Genomic DNA, 14,184 nt, shown 5'->3' with positions numbered 1-14,184 from the left:
TTGCTTGTTTAAACACAGGCTTTCGCGTACTCTATGCGACCGATGTGCTATCCATATATACTACTTATTTATGTATAATAGGTATTATGAAGCCATCCTATATACTATTTTTAATCGTAAAATAGCCATCTATTATTTTTGCTATTGTTCTATCATTCATTTTAATTCACGGTCAATTGCAGCATATCTATTACTATTGTTATGTCACTGGTTATAAGAATAACTGTACTGCCCGTCATTGTGCCTTTCACTGAGAGTAACCCATGAGTATCAAGCCTGTGGTCGCCTTAATTGGTCGTCCAAACGTCGGTAAATCCACCTTATTTAATCAGTTCACAAAAAGTCGGCAGGCATTGGTCGCTGACCTTTCAGGATTGACTCGTGACCGTCAGTACGGTGATGCAACTTATGAAGATAAATCTTTTATCGTTGTAGATACGGGTGGTATCGGTGAAGCTGACGATGGTAGCGGTAATATTGATGACTATATGTCTGAGCAGTCGCATACAGCAATCCATGAAGCAGATATTATTGTATTCGTCGTTGACGCTCGTGCCGGTATGATTGGTGCTGATGCTGAAATTGGTAAATTCTTGCATACGTTAGGCAAGCCTGTCTATGTTGTTGCCAATAAAGTCGACGGCGTACATGATGCAGCGCCTGCTGAGTTTTATGCACTAGGCTTGGGCGAGCCGTATCCGATGGCAGCCAGTCATGGTCGCGGTGTGGGCAATTTGCTTGAAGTGCTAACGGCTGATATGCCTGAGCAAGAAAACATAGTAGAACCAAGAGGCTTGAAGCTCGCCATTATTGGTCGTCCAAACGTTGGTAAATCGACGCTCGTCAACCGCCTGCTTGGCGAAGACCGAGTAGTGGTATTCGATATGCCAGGCACGACGCGCGATAGTATTTATATTCCTTATCAGCGTGAAGGTCGCGACTATGTTTTGATCGACACTGCTGGTGTACGTCGCCGTGGTAAAATCGATGAAAAAGTAGAAAAGTTCTCTGTCATCAAGACCTTGCAAGCGATTGAAGATTCTAACGTAACTGTGATTGTTATTGATGCTCACGAAGGTATCGTGGACCAAGATTTGCATATGATTGGTTATGCGCTTGACGCTGGACGAGCGTTAGTCGTTGCGATCAACAAATGGGATGGTCTAACACAAGATCAAAGAGACTATATCAAGCTTGAGATGGATCGCCGTTTTAGCTTTATCCCTTATGTAAAAATACATTTGATTTCAGCATTACATGGTACAGGTGTCGGTAATTTATATCCGTCTATCTTGCGTGCATACAAATCTTCGATGTTCGAAGTATCGACCAACCGTTTGACCCAGATTTTGCAAGATGCGGTAACGGCCAATCCGCCACCGACCGTTGCTGGTCGTCGTATCAAGTTACGATATGCGCATATTGGTGGTCACAATCCACCCGTTATTGTTATTCATGGTAACCAAACCAGTGCGCTTCCTAAAAGCTATCAGCGTTATCTAGAGAACCAATTCCGTCAAGTATTCAAGTTAGAAGGCACACCGCTTAACGTTATCTTGAAGCAAAACGATAACCCATATGCGAATAAGAGCGATACGCCGACTAAGGCAAAAGCTCAGCAATTGCGTCAGCGTGAGCGTAATAGATCACAGAAATTTACTACCAAAGATAAAAAGCCTCGTTAGTCCTCGTATTTTAGGCTTTATATCTTTAGCTTTATGATTAATGTCATCGCGTTCGATAGCGCGATGACATTTTTCTATTAATACGCTATAGTTTAAGTTCATCAATAGCTGTCTTAATGCGTCAAAAAATACTCAAATGTTTTACTTATCACATCTTTAAAATACCTGTACTATAAATGAAAGCTGCACGCGACTCAGTAGAGTGATATGAACAACCGTTCGTTTCAAACCATCCCCGTACTTATCTGGCGTTCTGTCATACAAGCTGTCGTATTGGCAGTATTGGCAGGTTTTTTATTGCCTTTTATTTATGGCTTAGTGCATCACTATCAAGAAAAAGAACAGCATATTCAACAATTGGCATCGCTACTAACGACTAGCGCATCGACTGCAGATGGCGCAGATGTTGTGGCCGAACAAGTTAATATCTTGTTAGAAAATGAGCCGACTATTCAAAGTATTGTTTTTTATTCCACCTCTGAGCCAATTGAAGATATAGACCAGTCGCTTGCTGATTGGAAAAATGCTTTATTTGCGCATACGGTCAGTTTCAACTATCCAGTGATTAGTAAAGACCTCGATGCCAGTATTGTGGCGTCCAATAAGTCCGATTCCAATCAACAGTTAGCACTGACCTTATCAAACATTATGAGCGAATCGTCAGCGCCAGATGAGGCTACTGATACAGTTACCGAAAATAGCACATTGATTGGTTATATTAATATTACGATGGACGTAGAGTTGCTACGTTTACATTGGTTCCAAAATATCCTTTGGTTATGGCTAACAACAGTGGTAATGATTGTTATATTTGCCTTATACATTTTTAGGAAGCTTAATTGGCCAGTCAAAGATATTGAAGTGTTAACTGATGTTTGTGACATTGTCATAGACAACACAAATCTAGAGCAACTACCCGTTATCCCGCAACAATTTAATTTTCAAGAACTGACCCAAATCAAGAAAGCATTGATTGTGTTATTCAACCGTTTACAAGAAGCGAAGCAAGGTTATGAAACCCTTGCAGCTTTTGAACAGCAATTGCACAATAAAGACGTGTCACTTGATGTGCAATTGCATAATTTTCAAAGTATGATTTCTCATGAGTTAAAAACGTCATTGAATGCAATTGTAGGCGGTTTACAACTATTGGATCATGAAACGCTAAACAGAGAGCAAAAAGACGCGGTAGAGATTATCAGTAGTGGTAGTGATAAATTGGTATTGTCTTTAGATCATATTATACAGCTGAACCAGATTCAAAAAGGCCAGATAAGAATTCATAAAAATGAGTTTAACCCATTACAGTTAATCGCTGATCTGCTAGCTAAGTTTGAAAATATGGCTACGCAAAAAGGGTTAGAGTTAATCAGTAATATTCATCATATAGACTATAGCCTATACGGTGATTCAGAAAAAATACATCAGATACTATCGATACTGCTCAACAATGCGATTAAGTTTACACCTGTCGGAAAAATTACAATTACGTCGCAACTGACACATTTTAATAAAAGTAATCGCTGGCAAATTAGCGTAAAAGATACGGGTATTGGTATCAATAATGAGCACCTAGACGATATATTTAATCCGTTCTTTCAGGTAGATTCGTCGCAAACTCGCCAGTACGAAGGCTCAGGGGTTGGCTTACCGATTGTTAGACAAATGGCGCAGCTTATGGGTGCTACGATTGATGTTGATAGTGTGCTTGGTGTAGGTACACAGTTTACGCTGACCATAGCGATGCCCAATCAACAGCAATCAAAACAGCAGCGCTTATTGTCTGGTCTAACGATTATTTATTATTACTATCATGAGACAGGCTCCTTATTAAATGAACTGGAATATCTAGGGGCTACGATTATTTGTTGCCAAGGTAACCAACTCGTCATAGAGGAGATGCGTAAGCAGAAAGTTGACATGGTGATGTTTGGTGAAGATGTTTTCCCGGAAAAAGCTGCGATGCTAGCCAAACGTATCCGTAAGCATGAAAGCGATGAGGGCAGTAAGAGCGAGCATCGTGCGTTATTGGTATATTGGTATCCACAGCATCGGGCGCGCTATGTAGGCAGCTTTGAGTATGGTTTAAAAGCAGCTGGTATTGACTATTGTCATATTGCTACTTATAAGGACAAAGCGTTAAGCGACTTATTAAAACAATGGTTGGTTTGGACGTAGAGCTGTTCTACCAAATCCGTGTTCCTAGTTAGGCTTATTTAATTTACTAGGTAGCATTTTTCATATTTTTTACTATCGAAGCACTGTTGAATTAAAGTAAGCATAAAAAGAAAAAAGACGCCCATTTTGAGGCGTCTTTTTTTAAACAGTTTTTAGCTAAAATTACTTTTTAAAAGTTTCTCTTAGAAAAGGTTCTTTACCCAGCGTACGATATGTTCCCACGTACGGCTCATAAAGCCTGACTGTTCGATATCATTAGTTGCGATAATGGGAACTGAGGCTACCGCTTTACCATCGATGACAGCCATCATTTTACCAACTTCCTGACCTTTTTTGATTGGTGCTTCTAAGCTCTCAGGAATATCCACCACTGTGGTGATTTTATTTTTCTGGGTTTTGCTGGTTAGAATTTGCAAGTTGTCGCCAGTTGCCAGTTCTACCTCGTCAGCTTCTCCAAACCATACTGGAAGCTTACTAACGAACTGCCCAGCAGGCGCCTTGGTAACCGTTGTAAAGTGACCGAAACCCCAGTTAAGTAGTTCGCGTGACTGATCAGCGCGAGCCTGTTGGCTCTTGGTACCCATAATGACAGAGATTAGACGCATGCCTTCACGGTTGCTTGATGCAACCAAGCAGTAGCCTGCTGCATCAGTGTGGCCAGTTTTCAGGCCATCAACAGTTGGGTCAGTAATCAGCAGAGCATTACGGTTACCTTGGGTAATACCGTTATAAGTGAACTCTTTTTCTGCGTAGATACTATAGTAGTCGCCGCTGTTTTTGATAATAGCGCGAGCAAGTTTAGACAAATCCAAAGCAGATGCTAAATGACCTTCATCAGGCATACCCGTAGCATTGACAAAGTTAGAGTTCTCCATGCCAATTTTTTGCGCTTGTTCGTTCATCAAGATTGCAAACGAGGCTTCGCTACCAGCAATATGTTCAGCCATGGCTTTTGATGCATCATTACCTGATTGAATAATAATACCGCGTAGCATATCGATGACGCTGGCGGTTTTGTTCACAGGCACATACATACAAGATTGGCTGCTACTACCACGGCACCACGCGTTTGGACTCATCAATACCTGTTCATCTTCTTTCAGGTCACCTGATGCTAAGCGTTGCTCAATGATATAACTGGTCATCATCTTAGTCAGAGATGCTGGCGGCAGCGCCTCATTGGCGTTCTTCTGAGCCAAAATTTCGCCAGTGTTATAGTCCATCAACACATAGGCAGTATTGTCCATTTCAGGTGGTTGAATGGCTGCGTTTGCCACTACTGCACTCATCGAGATACTTACACCAACTACTAGCTGTATAAGCTGATTTTTTACACGCTTTACTGTCATATATCATTACACCGCATCATGGAACCAAATGTATCTATCGCTTATGTTTTGTACCTATTTCCATACATTATTTTAAGCAGCATGTCTTAAATGCAGTGTTTAAAATAATGTATCGACGAAAATAGTAACGCCTACACAATAGACATAAAATTAACGCCTTATCTTAGCAAAATGACTACCGATGGGGAATCAATAAATGCAAAAATAAGGCAAGTTTGAAAAGAAAAATGAAGGCCTATCATATATTTGTTCTGACTATCATCTGACCAGTCTCTGTAATAAAAATTTAACGCTCACAAAAAAGCCTGCTGCACTGCTTGTGAATAACAAGTAAAGTGACAGCAAGCTTTGATGCTACAGACGTCTAAACAACCAGTTGATAATATTTGCTTAACCGATGTTCTAAAGAGTACATAGCTTTTATTTTATTATCATTAATAGCAATATTATTATTAACACATTAAGCAGATGACGCTAGTCGTTGAATCAAACTAGCTAGTTATCTAATAATCTGCGTTTGCTAAATCTTCACATAGTGCTTTGTTTTCTTGCTTTGAGAATCCCATCGTCCAACTACGAATACCTTGTAGTATCTGGCGATAGTCTTGCTGTGTAGATAAATATTGAATAGCCGCTTTGGGATCTTCTAGAGAAGGCATTAGCTCATGCAGCTGCACAGTGTACGACTTATAGAACCGCTGTTTTTGTTTACCATTTAGCATTGGTGGGCATATCTCTGATAGTACCTGCATCACCGCAATTTCGTGCTTAGTGATATTGATGCCAGACATGTCTAGCGGAATGGTAGTGCCAGAGTTATTCGCAGCATTAGAAGCTTGAGACAGCATAGCAACAGACGTTATCAGTCCTGCAATCCCAACTTTTGAGGCAGTATTTGCTATCACAGAAGCTATAGATAATATCGATTGTTTATTCATTCAGTATTACACTCGCTCGTCTTTATTTAATGGTCATATGTTAATCGGTAAAAAAACAAAAGTCACATAAAATATTGATTTATGTGTAGATATCTTGTGAGCCAAAACCATTTTTTAGCAACATATCAGTAGCATACCCTAATGACGTTACTTCAGTATCAGTACATCGGTTTGTATTGTTGTGGGGTGTTGCTTATTGTAACGCGATGCTTAATCTACTAGTTGTTATTCGTTTGATACAGATCTTGTTACGCTACTTTCGTCGTATAATTATCAGCATAAGAAGAGCATGATACTTTGCTAAAGACAGGGTTCGTGTCTTTATATTATTCAGTTATAATCGCCCATGCTATCAAAATGACTCTTTTTCTCTAGACTGAGACGTCATCTCATTGGAGAATTAGAGTATCATGTTTTCATTTTAAATATGAGCATCGTATTTTTATGCCATATCTTGAACGGATATGGCACGATAGCAGAATTATCAAATAGAGCTGTAGAAAAATCGGCAATAAAATATTAACCATATACTGAGCAGAAATGAGATTTTTAATTAGTAACGATGACGGTGTGTATGCGCCAGGATTATTGGCACTATCTCAGGCATTATCGACTATTGGTGAAGTGGTGGTCGTCGCCCCGAACGATGAACAAAGCGGCTATGCCAGTGCGCTGAGTGTCTCAAGACCACTGAATACGCATCAGCTGCCTTCTGGATTTGTAGCGGTAAATGGTTCACCAGCTGATTGTGTTTATCTAGCAATCCATGAGTTGTATCGTGATACTGACTTTGACTGCGTGATTACAGGCATTAACTCAGGGGCTAACTTGGGACAGGATGTGATGTTCTCTGGTACGTTCGGTGCTGCATTGACTGCGCAACTATCTGGTATCCCTGCTATAGCAACGTCTTTGGTAGGCGGGGGTGTCAAAAACGGCGGGCAAGAATCAGCCAGTGATTATCAAGTGGCTGCACATGAAATCGTCAAGCTGCTTACTGAAACTTCGGTTTTAGAGATGCTCAAAAGTTTGCCCTATCATGTATTAAACGTTAATATTCCTGATGTGCAGCATGCCGATGATATCAAGGGTCGAAAAATAACCTCGCTAGGCTATAAGCAGTCTGCTCAGCCAGTACGCCATATGATAGACCCACGCGGTCGAGATGCGTATTGGTTGTCTCTACGAAAAGGTAAAAATGAGCGACCATCAGAGACGTCAATCGATGCGATACAAGCGAATCAGGATATGATGACAGATTATCAGGCTGTAGCGGCAGGGTATGTCAGTTTATCACCAGTACGCCTACATCATACGCCAACGGCAGCGCTGGAGAGATTATCAACACTCGCGCTATAAATTCTATAAGATATAGTCCATACCGGCTTATTAAACACTGACGTGTTATGAGAATATCAGAAGACTCTTGTATGATATCAAGCGCTTTTGAATGATTAAACAATGAATGAGCAACACAAAGAATAGGAACCTTGTATGAAAAAAATCATAGCTGGATCGCACCTTGTTAAAGCCGCGTTGATTGGTACTATGGCAGTCGCTACTCTATCTGTCGTTGGCTGTGCAACGAAGCCTACCTATCAATCAGCAAACCAAGCAGGTCCTAAGATTATTACTAACGCGCAAGGCGTCCCTAACTATCACCGTGTACAACGCGGCGATACGGTCAGCCAGATTGCAGCGCGCTATCGTCTGAACTACCGCCAAATCGGAGCGATGAACAATCTAGATAGTAAATACACCATCTATAGTGGCCAATGGCTCAAACTATGGCAAGGCAATGTGGCAACCACTGCAAGTAACAATAGCTACAGTGCTCCAGTTCAAACGCAACCAACTTATACGCCACCTGTGACCCAATCTCAAACACCAGCTTATGAGGCCACTGCCAACTCGACCTCTGGTTATGATTATCCTACGCGTAACCCAGTGACTCGTAATATTGACCCTGCTACGGGCAATATGGGAATGTGGTTTGCGGGCAAAGTTGGTGATCCAGTACTTGCCAGCCAATCAGGAACTGTGCTTTACTCAGGCAACGGTCTGCCAGAGTATGGCAATCTAATTATGATTCGTCATAGTGATAACTACATCACAGCCTACGCGCACAATAGCCAGTTGTTGGTGCAAGAGGGCGATACAGTACAGCGTGGCCAACGTATTGCTAGTATGGGTAGCAGTGGTCAGACCAATGAGGTAGGCTTAGAGTTTCAAGTTCGCTTAAATGGTAATCCTATTGACCCACGTAGCGTACTTGGGCGTTAGACTTAAATAATAGCTACGGATAGCTTGGCCACTGTGAGCCATTTTATTTATTCATGTTTGAGATTTTTTATGAGATTAAAAAAGCAATACCTCACCCTTATGCCAGCATTAGTGATGGTCGGGTGTACAAGCCAGCAGGCAATGCAAAGTAAGCCTGTTCGTCAAGGCGGCGTTGAGATTACTCAAACTCAAACCGTTCAGGTTAAACCAACACCTGCGCCAGTCGTAAAACCGCAGCCTGCGCCCAAGCCTAGCTACAGTAGCTTTTCTGATTGGAAGTCAGACTTTTCTATGCGTGCCATATCGTCAGGCTATGATGCCCAAGTGATTGGTCGATTGCTCGATTCTGCTTATCTAAATCAGCAAGTCATCTCATTAGATTCAGGTCAGCCCGAGTTTTCTAAGATGCCATGGGAATACGTAGATTCTGCGGTATCAAGTGGACGCGTCAGTGTAGGTAAACGCAAATTTGCTGAGCAGCGTGCTTATCTCTCTCAGCTAGAGTCTCAGTATGGGGTTAATGCAGAGATTATCGCTGCGATATGGGGCATGGAGTCATCGTATGGCGCTGTAACCGGCAATAGTGATTTGCCAAGTTCGCTTGCTAGTCTTGCTTATGATGGTCGTCGTCAAGAGTTCGCTGAAACGCAGTTGCTATCGTTAGCGACCTTGCTACAACGTGGTGACGTATCATGGTCACAGCTGGATGGTTCTTGGGCAGGCGGTATGGGACAAACCCAGTTTATCCCTGAGACTTGGCTCAAACAAGGGGTTGATGGTGATGGCAATGGGCATCGCAATCCATGGGCCACTGGTGATGCACTAGCCTCGACTGCCAACTATCTTAGCAATTCAGGTTGGGTTCGTGGCTTAGCACCGTTTTATGAGGCAACGGTGCCAGCATCGTTTGATTACTCAGTGGTTGGTAGTAAACAACCTGCCGCTAGATGGGCTGCGATGGGCGTCGATACGATAGCGGACGTTTACTTAGATGCCAATACTCAGATGGAGCTATGGTTGCCCGCTGGCAAAGACGGTCCCGTATTATTGCTGAGCCCAAACTTTGATGTGATTAAAGTCTATAACAACTCATCAAGCTATGCGTTGGGCGTTAGTCTACTAGGCAAAACGATTAATGGACAAAGCGGTTTGCAAAAATCTTGGCCTCGTTATGAACGTCCATTATCGACCACGCAAGTGACTAACCTACAACGTCGTTTGACTAGTATGGGTTACGATACCAAAGGCGCTGATGGTATCGTGGGCACGAATACTCGTATGGCATTCCAGCGTTGGCAAGCAGATAACGGCCAAACGCCAGACGGATTCATTACTCAAAACAGTGCGTCTTCATTGGCTGGATGGTGAGGTAAACTGACGGTGTTTATACATTGTATAAAAGTGGCTATTTTTAATCGTATTTAGCCATTATTAATTAGCCACTAGTCATCAAACGATAATTTACTTTGTTCTACAAAAAGCACCTTGCCAAGGTGCTTTTTTTGTCTCAATCTATGTCTGATTTTGCTGACACCTTTAACATAATGGACCATGCAATAAGTATCAAAAATTAAGACCAGTGTAATCTGGCTTTATTCAAAACTTATCAGGACAAGGTTAATACAAGAAAGTTGATACTTTGAATGATAGACTCTAGATAATGTGTTTTTTAACGATGACTTTGACTCAGAGTGTTTAGTAACAGTTTTCAACGACTATTTTAAATCACAATTTTGATTATAAATAATTAGAACGACAGAAAGAGCGTGACCTTATGATTACCATGGAAGAATTACAAGCTGCGATACAGCAACGGATAGATACTTATCATATTACTGATTTTCCACTACAAAAAAGAGCCGTTAACACTCTAGAGTTGCTGGGCAGCCTAAACCATATACTGGCTCAAGATATTGCTTCGCCCTTTGATGTGCCGAGACAGAATCTATCTGCAATGGATGGTTATGCGATTGCCAAAGGTAGTCAGTTATCAGAAAGCAGTACTATCGAAATCGTTGGTGAGTCGCAAGCTGGCAGTGCTTATACTGGTGAGACAGCGGCGGGGCAAGGGATACGTATTTTTACTGGTGCAGTCGTGCCAGATTGTTGTGATACGGTCATTATGCAAGAGAATACAAACTTTGCAGATATCAAAGCGACCGTTGATAAATCTCGACCTTATAACATCACGCTCACACAAACCGCCAAAGTTGACAACAACATCCGCTCACAAGGCGAAGAGATTGAGTCTGGCGAATCCGTTTTAAAGATCGGTAAACGCCTTAATCCTGCAGATATTAGCTTACTGGCTAACCTTGGTATTAGCCAAGTGAACGTGTTCCAACCGCTCGTTGTAGGCGTGTTGGCAACAGGTGATGAGCTCGTGGCTATTGGCAATGAGCTACAAAGTCTAGCCCAAATATATAATTCTAATACTCCAACGCTCAAAAGCTTGCTATCAGATTTGCCCATCATTATTCGTGATTATGGCATTATTCCTGACAACCTAGAGCAGACAACTATCGCAGTCAATGAGGCCATGCAGGACTGTGATGTACTGATATCGACAGCAGGTGTCTCTGTTGGTGACTATGATTTTTTGACCACTGTGATCGAAACGCTAGGTCAGATTAACCATTACAAAGTGGCGATGAAGCCTGGTAAGCCTTTTGTATTTGGCGAGTTAAATAAAAATCTCGATAAGCCAGTATTGTATTTTGGCCTACCGGGCAATCCACTCTCTACGGTTGTGGGGACGCTACAGTTTGTGATTCCTGCATTGTGGCAAATGTCAGGTGCTAGCGTATCAGAGCAGCCAATGCCGCTAACTATTAAAGCCAAACTCATCAGTGATATCAGAAAATCTCCCGGCCGCAAAGACTTTCAGCGTGGCGTACTGTCACGAGGTGAGACAGGTAATTATCAAGTTGAGTGCTTTTCAAGACAGCAGTCACATAGAATCAAACAGCTGAGCCGCGCTAATTGCTTCATTGTGTTGGATAAAGATAGTGGGAACGTAGCAGCTGGTAATGACGTCGTTGTACAACCGTTTCCTTGGCTACATCGCTAATTCATCGTTTGCCAATTTATTGTAGGGTGGTCGCACAAAGTTAGAGAGCAATCCCATGACCTTACACTGGTATGCTAAACACGAATAATAAAGTAGTGCTTATAGTAAGCAGTACTGATGGCAGTAACATATGATTGATGACAACATAGATGACAAACACAAAATAGACAGCCCGCAACTCTATTCACCGAGCTTGGCACCGGCATTATCTGATGGCTACATAGAGCCTTCCTTGGTCATGCCCACTGAGCAGATGAGTGACTATCACCAGCCGCTAACCGATGGGTTTGCACGGCGTCTGACCTACTTGCGTCTGTCTATTACTGACTTTTGTAATTTTCGCTGTGAGTATTGCCTGCCAAACGGCTATCAAGGTAAGCGACCTGATGATGAGCTGAGTATCTCTGAAATTGCCACCTTGGTGCGTGGCTTTGCTCAAGTAGGTACTAAAAAAGTTAGAATTACAGGTGGTGAGCCTTCTATTCGTCGTGATGTTGTCGAAATTATCGAAAAGATTAAGCAGACTGACGGTATTGAGACAGTTGCGATGACCAGTAACGGCTATAAATTGGGTAAACATATAGCCAGCTGGCAAGCGGCTGGACTTGATCAGCTCAATATTAGTATGGACAGTTTTGATGCCGCTACTTTTCATAAAATGACAGGCTTTGATACCTTGCCGCAGATATTGGCTGACATGGATACGTTGTTAGAAACGACTGATATCAAACTGAAAATAAATAGTGTCTTGATGGCGGAGACTGCTTTTGAGAACTTAGTCACGGCGATTGACTATGTCAAAGACAGACAAGTGACATATCGCTTTATTGAATTTATGCAGACCAGTGACAATAGCGATTTGTTTTTTGCTCAGCATGCTCAGTCTGATATTATCACTGATTACTTGTTAGAAAATGGCTGGCAGCCGCACGAGCGCGGTAGTGCCGATGGTCCAGCAGTAGAGTATAGCCACCCTGAGTATGTCGGTCGTATCGGTATGATTGCCCCATATGCGGCGCACTTCTGTGATACCTGTAACCGCTTGCGCGTAAGCAGCCAAGGCAAGGTGCATTTGTGTCTGTTTGATCAGGGCAACTATGATATCCGTCCATACTTACAGCAAGACGATATCCAAGGACTGGTAAACACTTTACATAGCTTTATGCCAATCAAGCCTGAGCATCATCATTTGCATGATTCTAACAGTGGCATCATGCACAATCTATCGATAATCGGCGGATAAAAACCTTTGAGTCTACAATTATGACGCTGATAGAGATTGTCTGCCAGTGCAATCGTTTTTCTACATAACTTTTTTTGATACAACGGATCTTTAATACAATTATAAAATGACATCTATAAAGGATTATTTATGAGTAAGCCTGCTGCACAATTTACACCGCTTAATATTGCTGTATTGACCGTTTCTGATAGCCGTACGCTGGCAGAAGATACATCAGGTCAGTACTTAGTAGATAGCTTGACTGAAGCAGGGCATCATTTGGCAGATCGCCAACTAATCACCGACGATATTTACCAGATTCGCGCAGTCATCAGTGGTTGGATTGCTAGTCCAGACGTTCATGCGGTTATCACCACTGGCGGCACAGGGTTCTTCATCAGAGATAGCATGCCAGAAGCTGTGAGGGTGCTGTTTGATAAATCAATCGATGGTTTTGGTGAAATGTTCCGTTTAATCTCAAAAGATGAAATCGGTATGTCTACCGTACAATCGCGAGCAGTTGCTGGCATGGCCAATGGTACGGGTATATTCTGTCTACCAGGTTCTTCTGGTGCTTGCCGTACTGGTTGGGAAAATATCTTAAGAGATCAGTTTGATAGCCGTACTCGTCCGTGCAATTTTGTGCCGCATTTTTTGGCACAAAATCCTAGCCATGATTGAGTTGTAAATAATTGAGCCAAGATTGATATTAAATCAAAACTGATAGGTAATGGCACAATGACAGATCGCTCAAATAATCTGGATGGTTTGGCAGGTGTGGTTATCTTGGCAGGCGGTGCATCTAGACGTATGGGAATGGCTAAGGCGATGCTGACGCTACCGTCAGGTGAGCAGCTGCTAGACTATCATGTTCGTCATGCGAACAAGTTACAAGTTCCTATATTGATTGCAGATAATGGTCGCGACTTTCAAGCTGGTTTAGATGTCCATTCAGAAAAACCTAATGCGCCTGTTATTCATATTGCTGATTATGGTGCTGATGTTGACTCTAATAAGCATGATGAGCAGATTAAAACTGGCGGCGCATTGGTGGCTATCGAATCAGCCTTACAAACATTGAACGATTTGATCAGCTTGAATGATTCAGGCGTATCAAAAGACGTACAAGCATCGTGGTTAATGGTTATTAGCTGCGATAGCTTAATACCAGTAACTGACCTGTGGCAGAAATTACAATGTGAAATAAGCCTTGTTACTGATAAGAAGGTGATTTGCTTAAAAGATGACAGTCACCTATATCCATTGTTAGGGCTGTATCAGTTAAGCATTGAGCCTGATTTGAAAAACTATATAGATAGCGGACAGCGTAGAGTAATGCAGTTTATTCAGCCATTAGTGCAAGCTGTACCATTTATCAAAGAGTGGCAAAATCTGACTAACTTCAATACGCCTGAAGATTTTAAGCAGGCATGTGCTGCTCTACCAAAATAATAAAAAT

General features: G+C 42.1%; 11 protein-coding genes. 9 read left to right on the top strand and 2 right to left on the bottom strand.

What is annotated here, in order from left to right:
- The first annotated feature begins 263 nt into the window (after positions 1 to 263).
- Positions 264 to 1,685 (top strand): ribosome biogenesis GTPase Der, encoded by a 1,422-nt coding sequence (der, locus tag ACQKCG_RS01940; protein ID WP_057759046.1) that lies wholly within the window; start codon positions 264 to 266, stop codon positions 1,683 to 1,685.
- 207 nt (positions 1,686 to 1,892) lie between these two features.
- A complete protein-coding gene (locus ACQKCG_RS01935) occupies positions 1,893 to 3,863 on the top strand; it encodes a sensor histidine kinase (RefSeq protein ID WP_201555895.1) in 1,971 nt (656 codons plus the stop codon).
- 182 nt (positions 3,864 to 4,045) lie between these two features.
- Here the strand turns inward: ACQKCG_RS01935 and ACQKCG_RS01930 are convergent, their stop codons facing one another.
- Both ACQKCG_RS01930 and ACQKCG_RS01925 read right to left on the bottom strand, forming a co-directional pair.
- Positions 4,046 to 5,212 (bottom strand): D-alanyl-D-alanine carboxypeptidase family protein, encoded by a 1,167-nt coding sequence (locus ACQKCG_RS01930; protein ID WP_101206208.1) that lies wholly within the window; start codon positions 5,210 to 5,212, stop codon positions 4,046 to 4,048.
- 503 nt (positions 5,213 to 5,715) lie between these two features.
- Positions 5,716 to 6,150, bottom strand: a complete 435-nt coding sequence (locus ACQKCG_RS01925; RefSeq protein WP_057759051.1) for an MCR_0457 family protein — start codon at positions 6,148 to 6,150, stop codon at positions 5,716 to 5,718.
- Between the two features lie 540 nt (positions 6,151 to 6,690).
- On the opposite strand from ACQKCG_RS01925, the gene surE reads away from it, so the two are divergent.
- From surE to mobA, 7 genes are all read left to right on the top strand, one after another.
- Positions 6,691 to 7,509 carry a 5'/3'-nucleotidase SurE gene (gene surE / locus ACQKCG_RS01920; RefSeq protein ID WP_201555894.1) on the top strand — a complete coding sequence of 273 codons (819 nt, stop codon included), beginning with the start codon at positions 6,691 to 6,693 and terminating at the stop codon, positions 7,507 to 7,509.
- 135 nt (positions 7,510 to 7,644) lie between these two features.
- Positions 7,645 to 8,433, top strand: a complete 789-nt coding sequence (locus tag ACQKCG_RS01915; RefSeq protein ID WP_102092022.1) for a LysM peptidoglycan-binding domain-containing M23 family metallopeptidase — start codon at positions 7,645 to 7,647, stop codon at positions 8,431 to 8,433.
- A gap of 69 nt (positions 8,434 to 8,502) precedes the next feature.
- A complete protein-coding gene (locus tag ACQKCG_RS01910; RefSeq protein WP_101206205.1) occupies positions 8,503 to 9,801 on the top strand; it encodes a lytic murein transglycosylase in 1,299 nt (432 codons plus the stop codon).
- 406 nt (positions 9,802 to 10,207) lie between these two features.
- A complete protein-coding gene (locus ACQKCG_RS01905; RefSeq protein WP_201555893.1) occupies positions 10,208 to 11,503 on the top strand; it encodes a molybdopterin molybdotransferase MoeA in 1,296 nt (431 codons plus the stop codon).
- Between the two features lie 130 nt (positions 11,504 to 11,633).
- Positions 11,634 to 12,746, top strand: coding sequence for a GTP 3',8-cyclase MoaA (gene moaA, locus ACQKCG_RS01900; protein ID WP_201547669.1), 1,113 nt, complete (start codon positions 11,634 to 11,636; stop codon positions 12,744 to 12,746).
- A gap of 129 nt (positions 12,747 to 12,875) precedes the next feature.
- The gene (moaB, locus tag ACQKCG_RS01895; protein ID WP_179798683.1) at positions 12,876 to 13,406 is read left to right on the top strand and encodes a molybdenum cofactor biosynthesis protein B; all 531 of its coding nucleotides are present in this window, start codon (positions 12,876 to 12,878) and stop codon (positions 13,404 to 13,406) included.
- A gap of 57 nt (positions 13,407 to 13,463) precedes the next feature.
- Positions 13,464 to 14,177 carry a molybdenum cofactor guanylyltransferase gene (gene mobA, locus ACQKCG_RS01890; protein WP_427584976.1) on the top strand — a complete coding sequence of 238 codons (714 nt, stop codon included), beginning with the start codon at positions 13,464 to 13,466 and terminating at the stop codon, positions 14,175 to 14,177.
- Positions 14,178 to 14,184 lie beyond the last annotated feature (7 nt).

This window comes from Psychrobacter sp. NPDC078929, from assembly GCF_050267985.1.
Lineage (GTDB): Bacteria > Pseudomonadota > Gammaproteobacteria > Pseudomonadales > Moraxellaceae > Psychrobacter.
This window is presented reverse-complemented; position numbering and strand designations above follow the sequence as displayed.

What these genes read in the sequence shown, in the direction of transcription:
- der (WP_057759046.1), top strand. Translation starts at nt 264, where the DNA reads ATGAGTATCAAGCCTGTGGTCGCCTTAATTGGTCGTCCAAACGTCGGT.
- ACQKCG_RS01935 (WP_201555895.1), top strand. Translation starts at nt 1,893, where the DNA reads ATGAACAACCGTTCGTTTCAAACCATCCCCGTACTTATCTGGCGTTCT.
- ACQKCG_RS01930 (WP_101206208.1), bottom strand. Translation starts at nt 5,212, where the DNA reads ATGACAGTAAAGCGTGTAAAAAATCAGCTTATACAGCTAGTAGTTGGT.
- ACQKCG_RS01925 (WP_057759051.1), bottom strand. Translation starts at nt 6,150, where the DNA reads ATGAATAAACAATCGATATTATCTATAGCTTCTGTGATAGCAAATACT.
- surE (WP_201555894.1), top strand. Translation starts at nt 6,691, where the DNA reads ATGAGATTTTTAATTAGTAACGATGACGGTGTGTATGCGCCAGGATTA.
- ACQKCG_RS01915 (WP_102092022.1), top strand. Translation starts at nt 7,645, where the DNA reads ATGAAAAAAATCATAGCTGGATCGCACCTTGTTAAAGCCGCGTTGATT.
- ACQKCG_RS01910 (WP_101206205.1), top strand. Translation starts at nt 8,503, where the DNA reads ATGAGATTAAAAAAGCAATACCTCACCCTTATGCCAGCATTAGTGATG.
- ACQKCG_RS01905 (WP_201555893.1), top strand. Translation starts at nt 10,208, where the DNA reads ATGATTACCATGGAAGAATTACAAGCTGCGATACAGCAACGGATAGAT.
- moaA (WP_201547669.1), top strand. Translation starts at nt 11,634, where the DNA reads ATGATTGATGACAACATAGATGACAAACACAAAATAGACAGCCCGCAA.
- moaB (WP_179798683.1), top strand. Translation starts at nt 12,876, where the DNA reads ATGAGTAAGCCTGCTGCACAATTTACACCGCTTAATATTGCTGTATTG.
- mobA (WP_427584976.1), top strand. Translation starts at nt 13,464, where the DNA reads ATGACAGATCGCTCAAATAATCTGGATGGTTTGGCAGGTGTGGTTATC.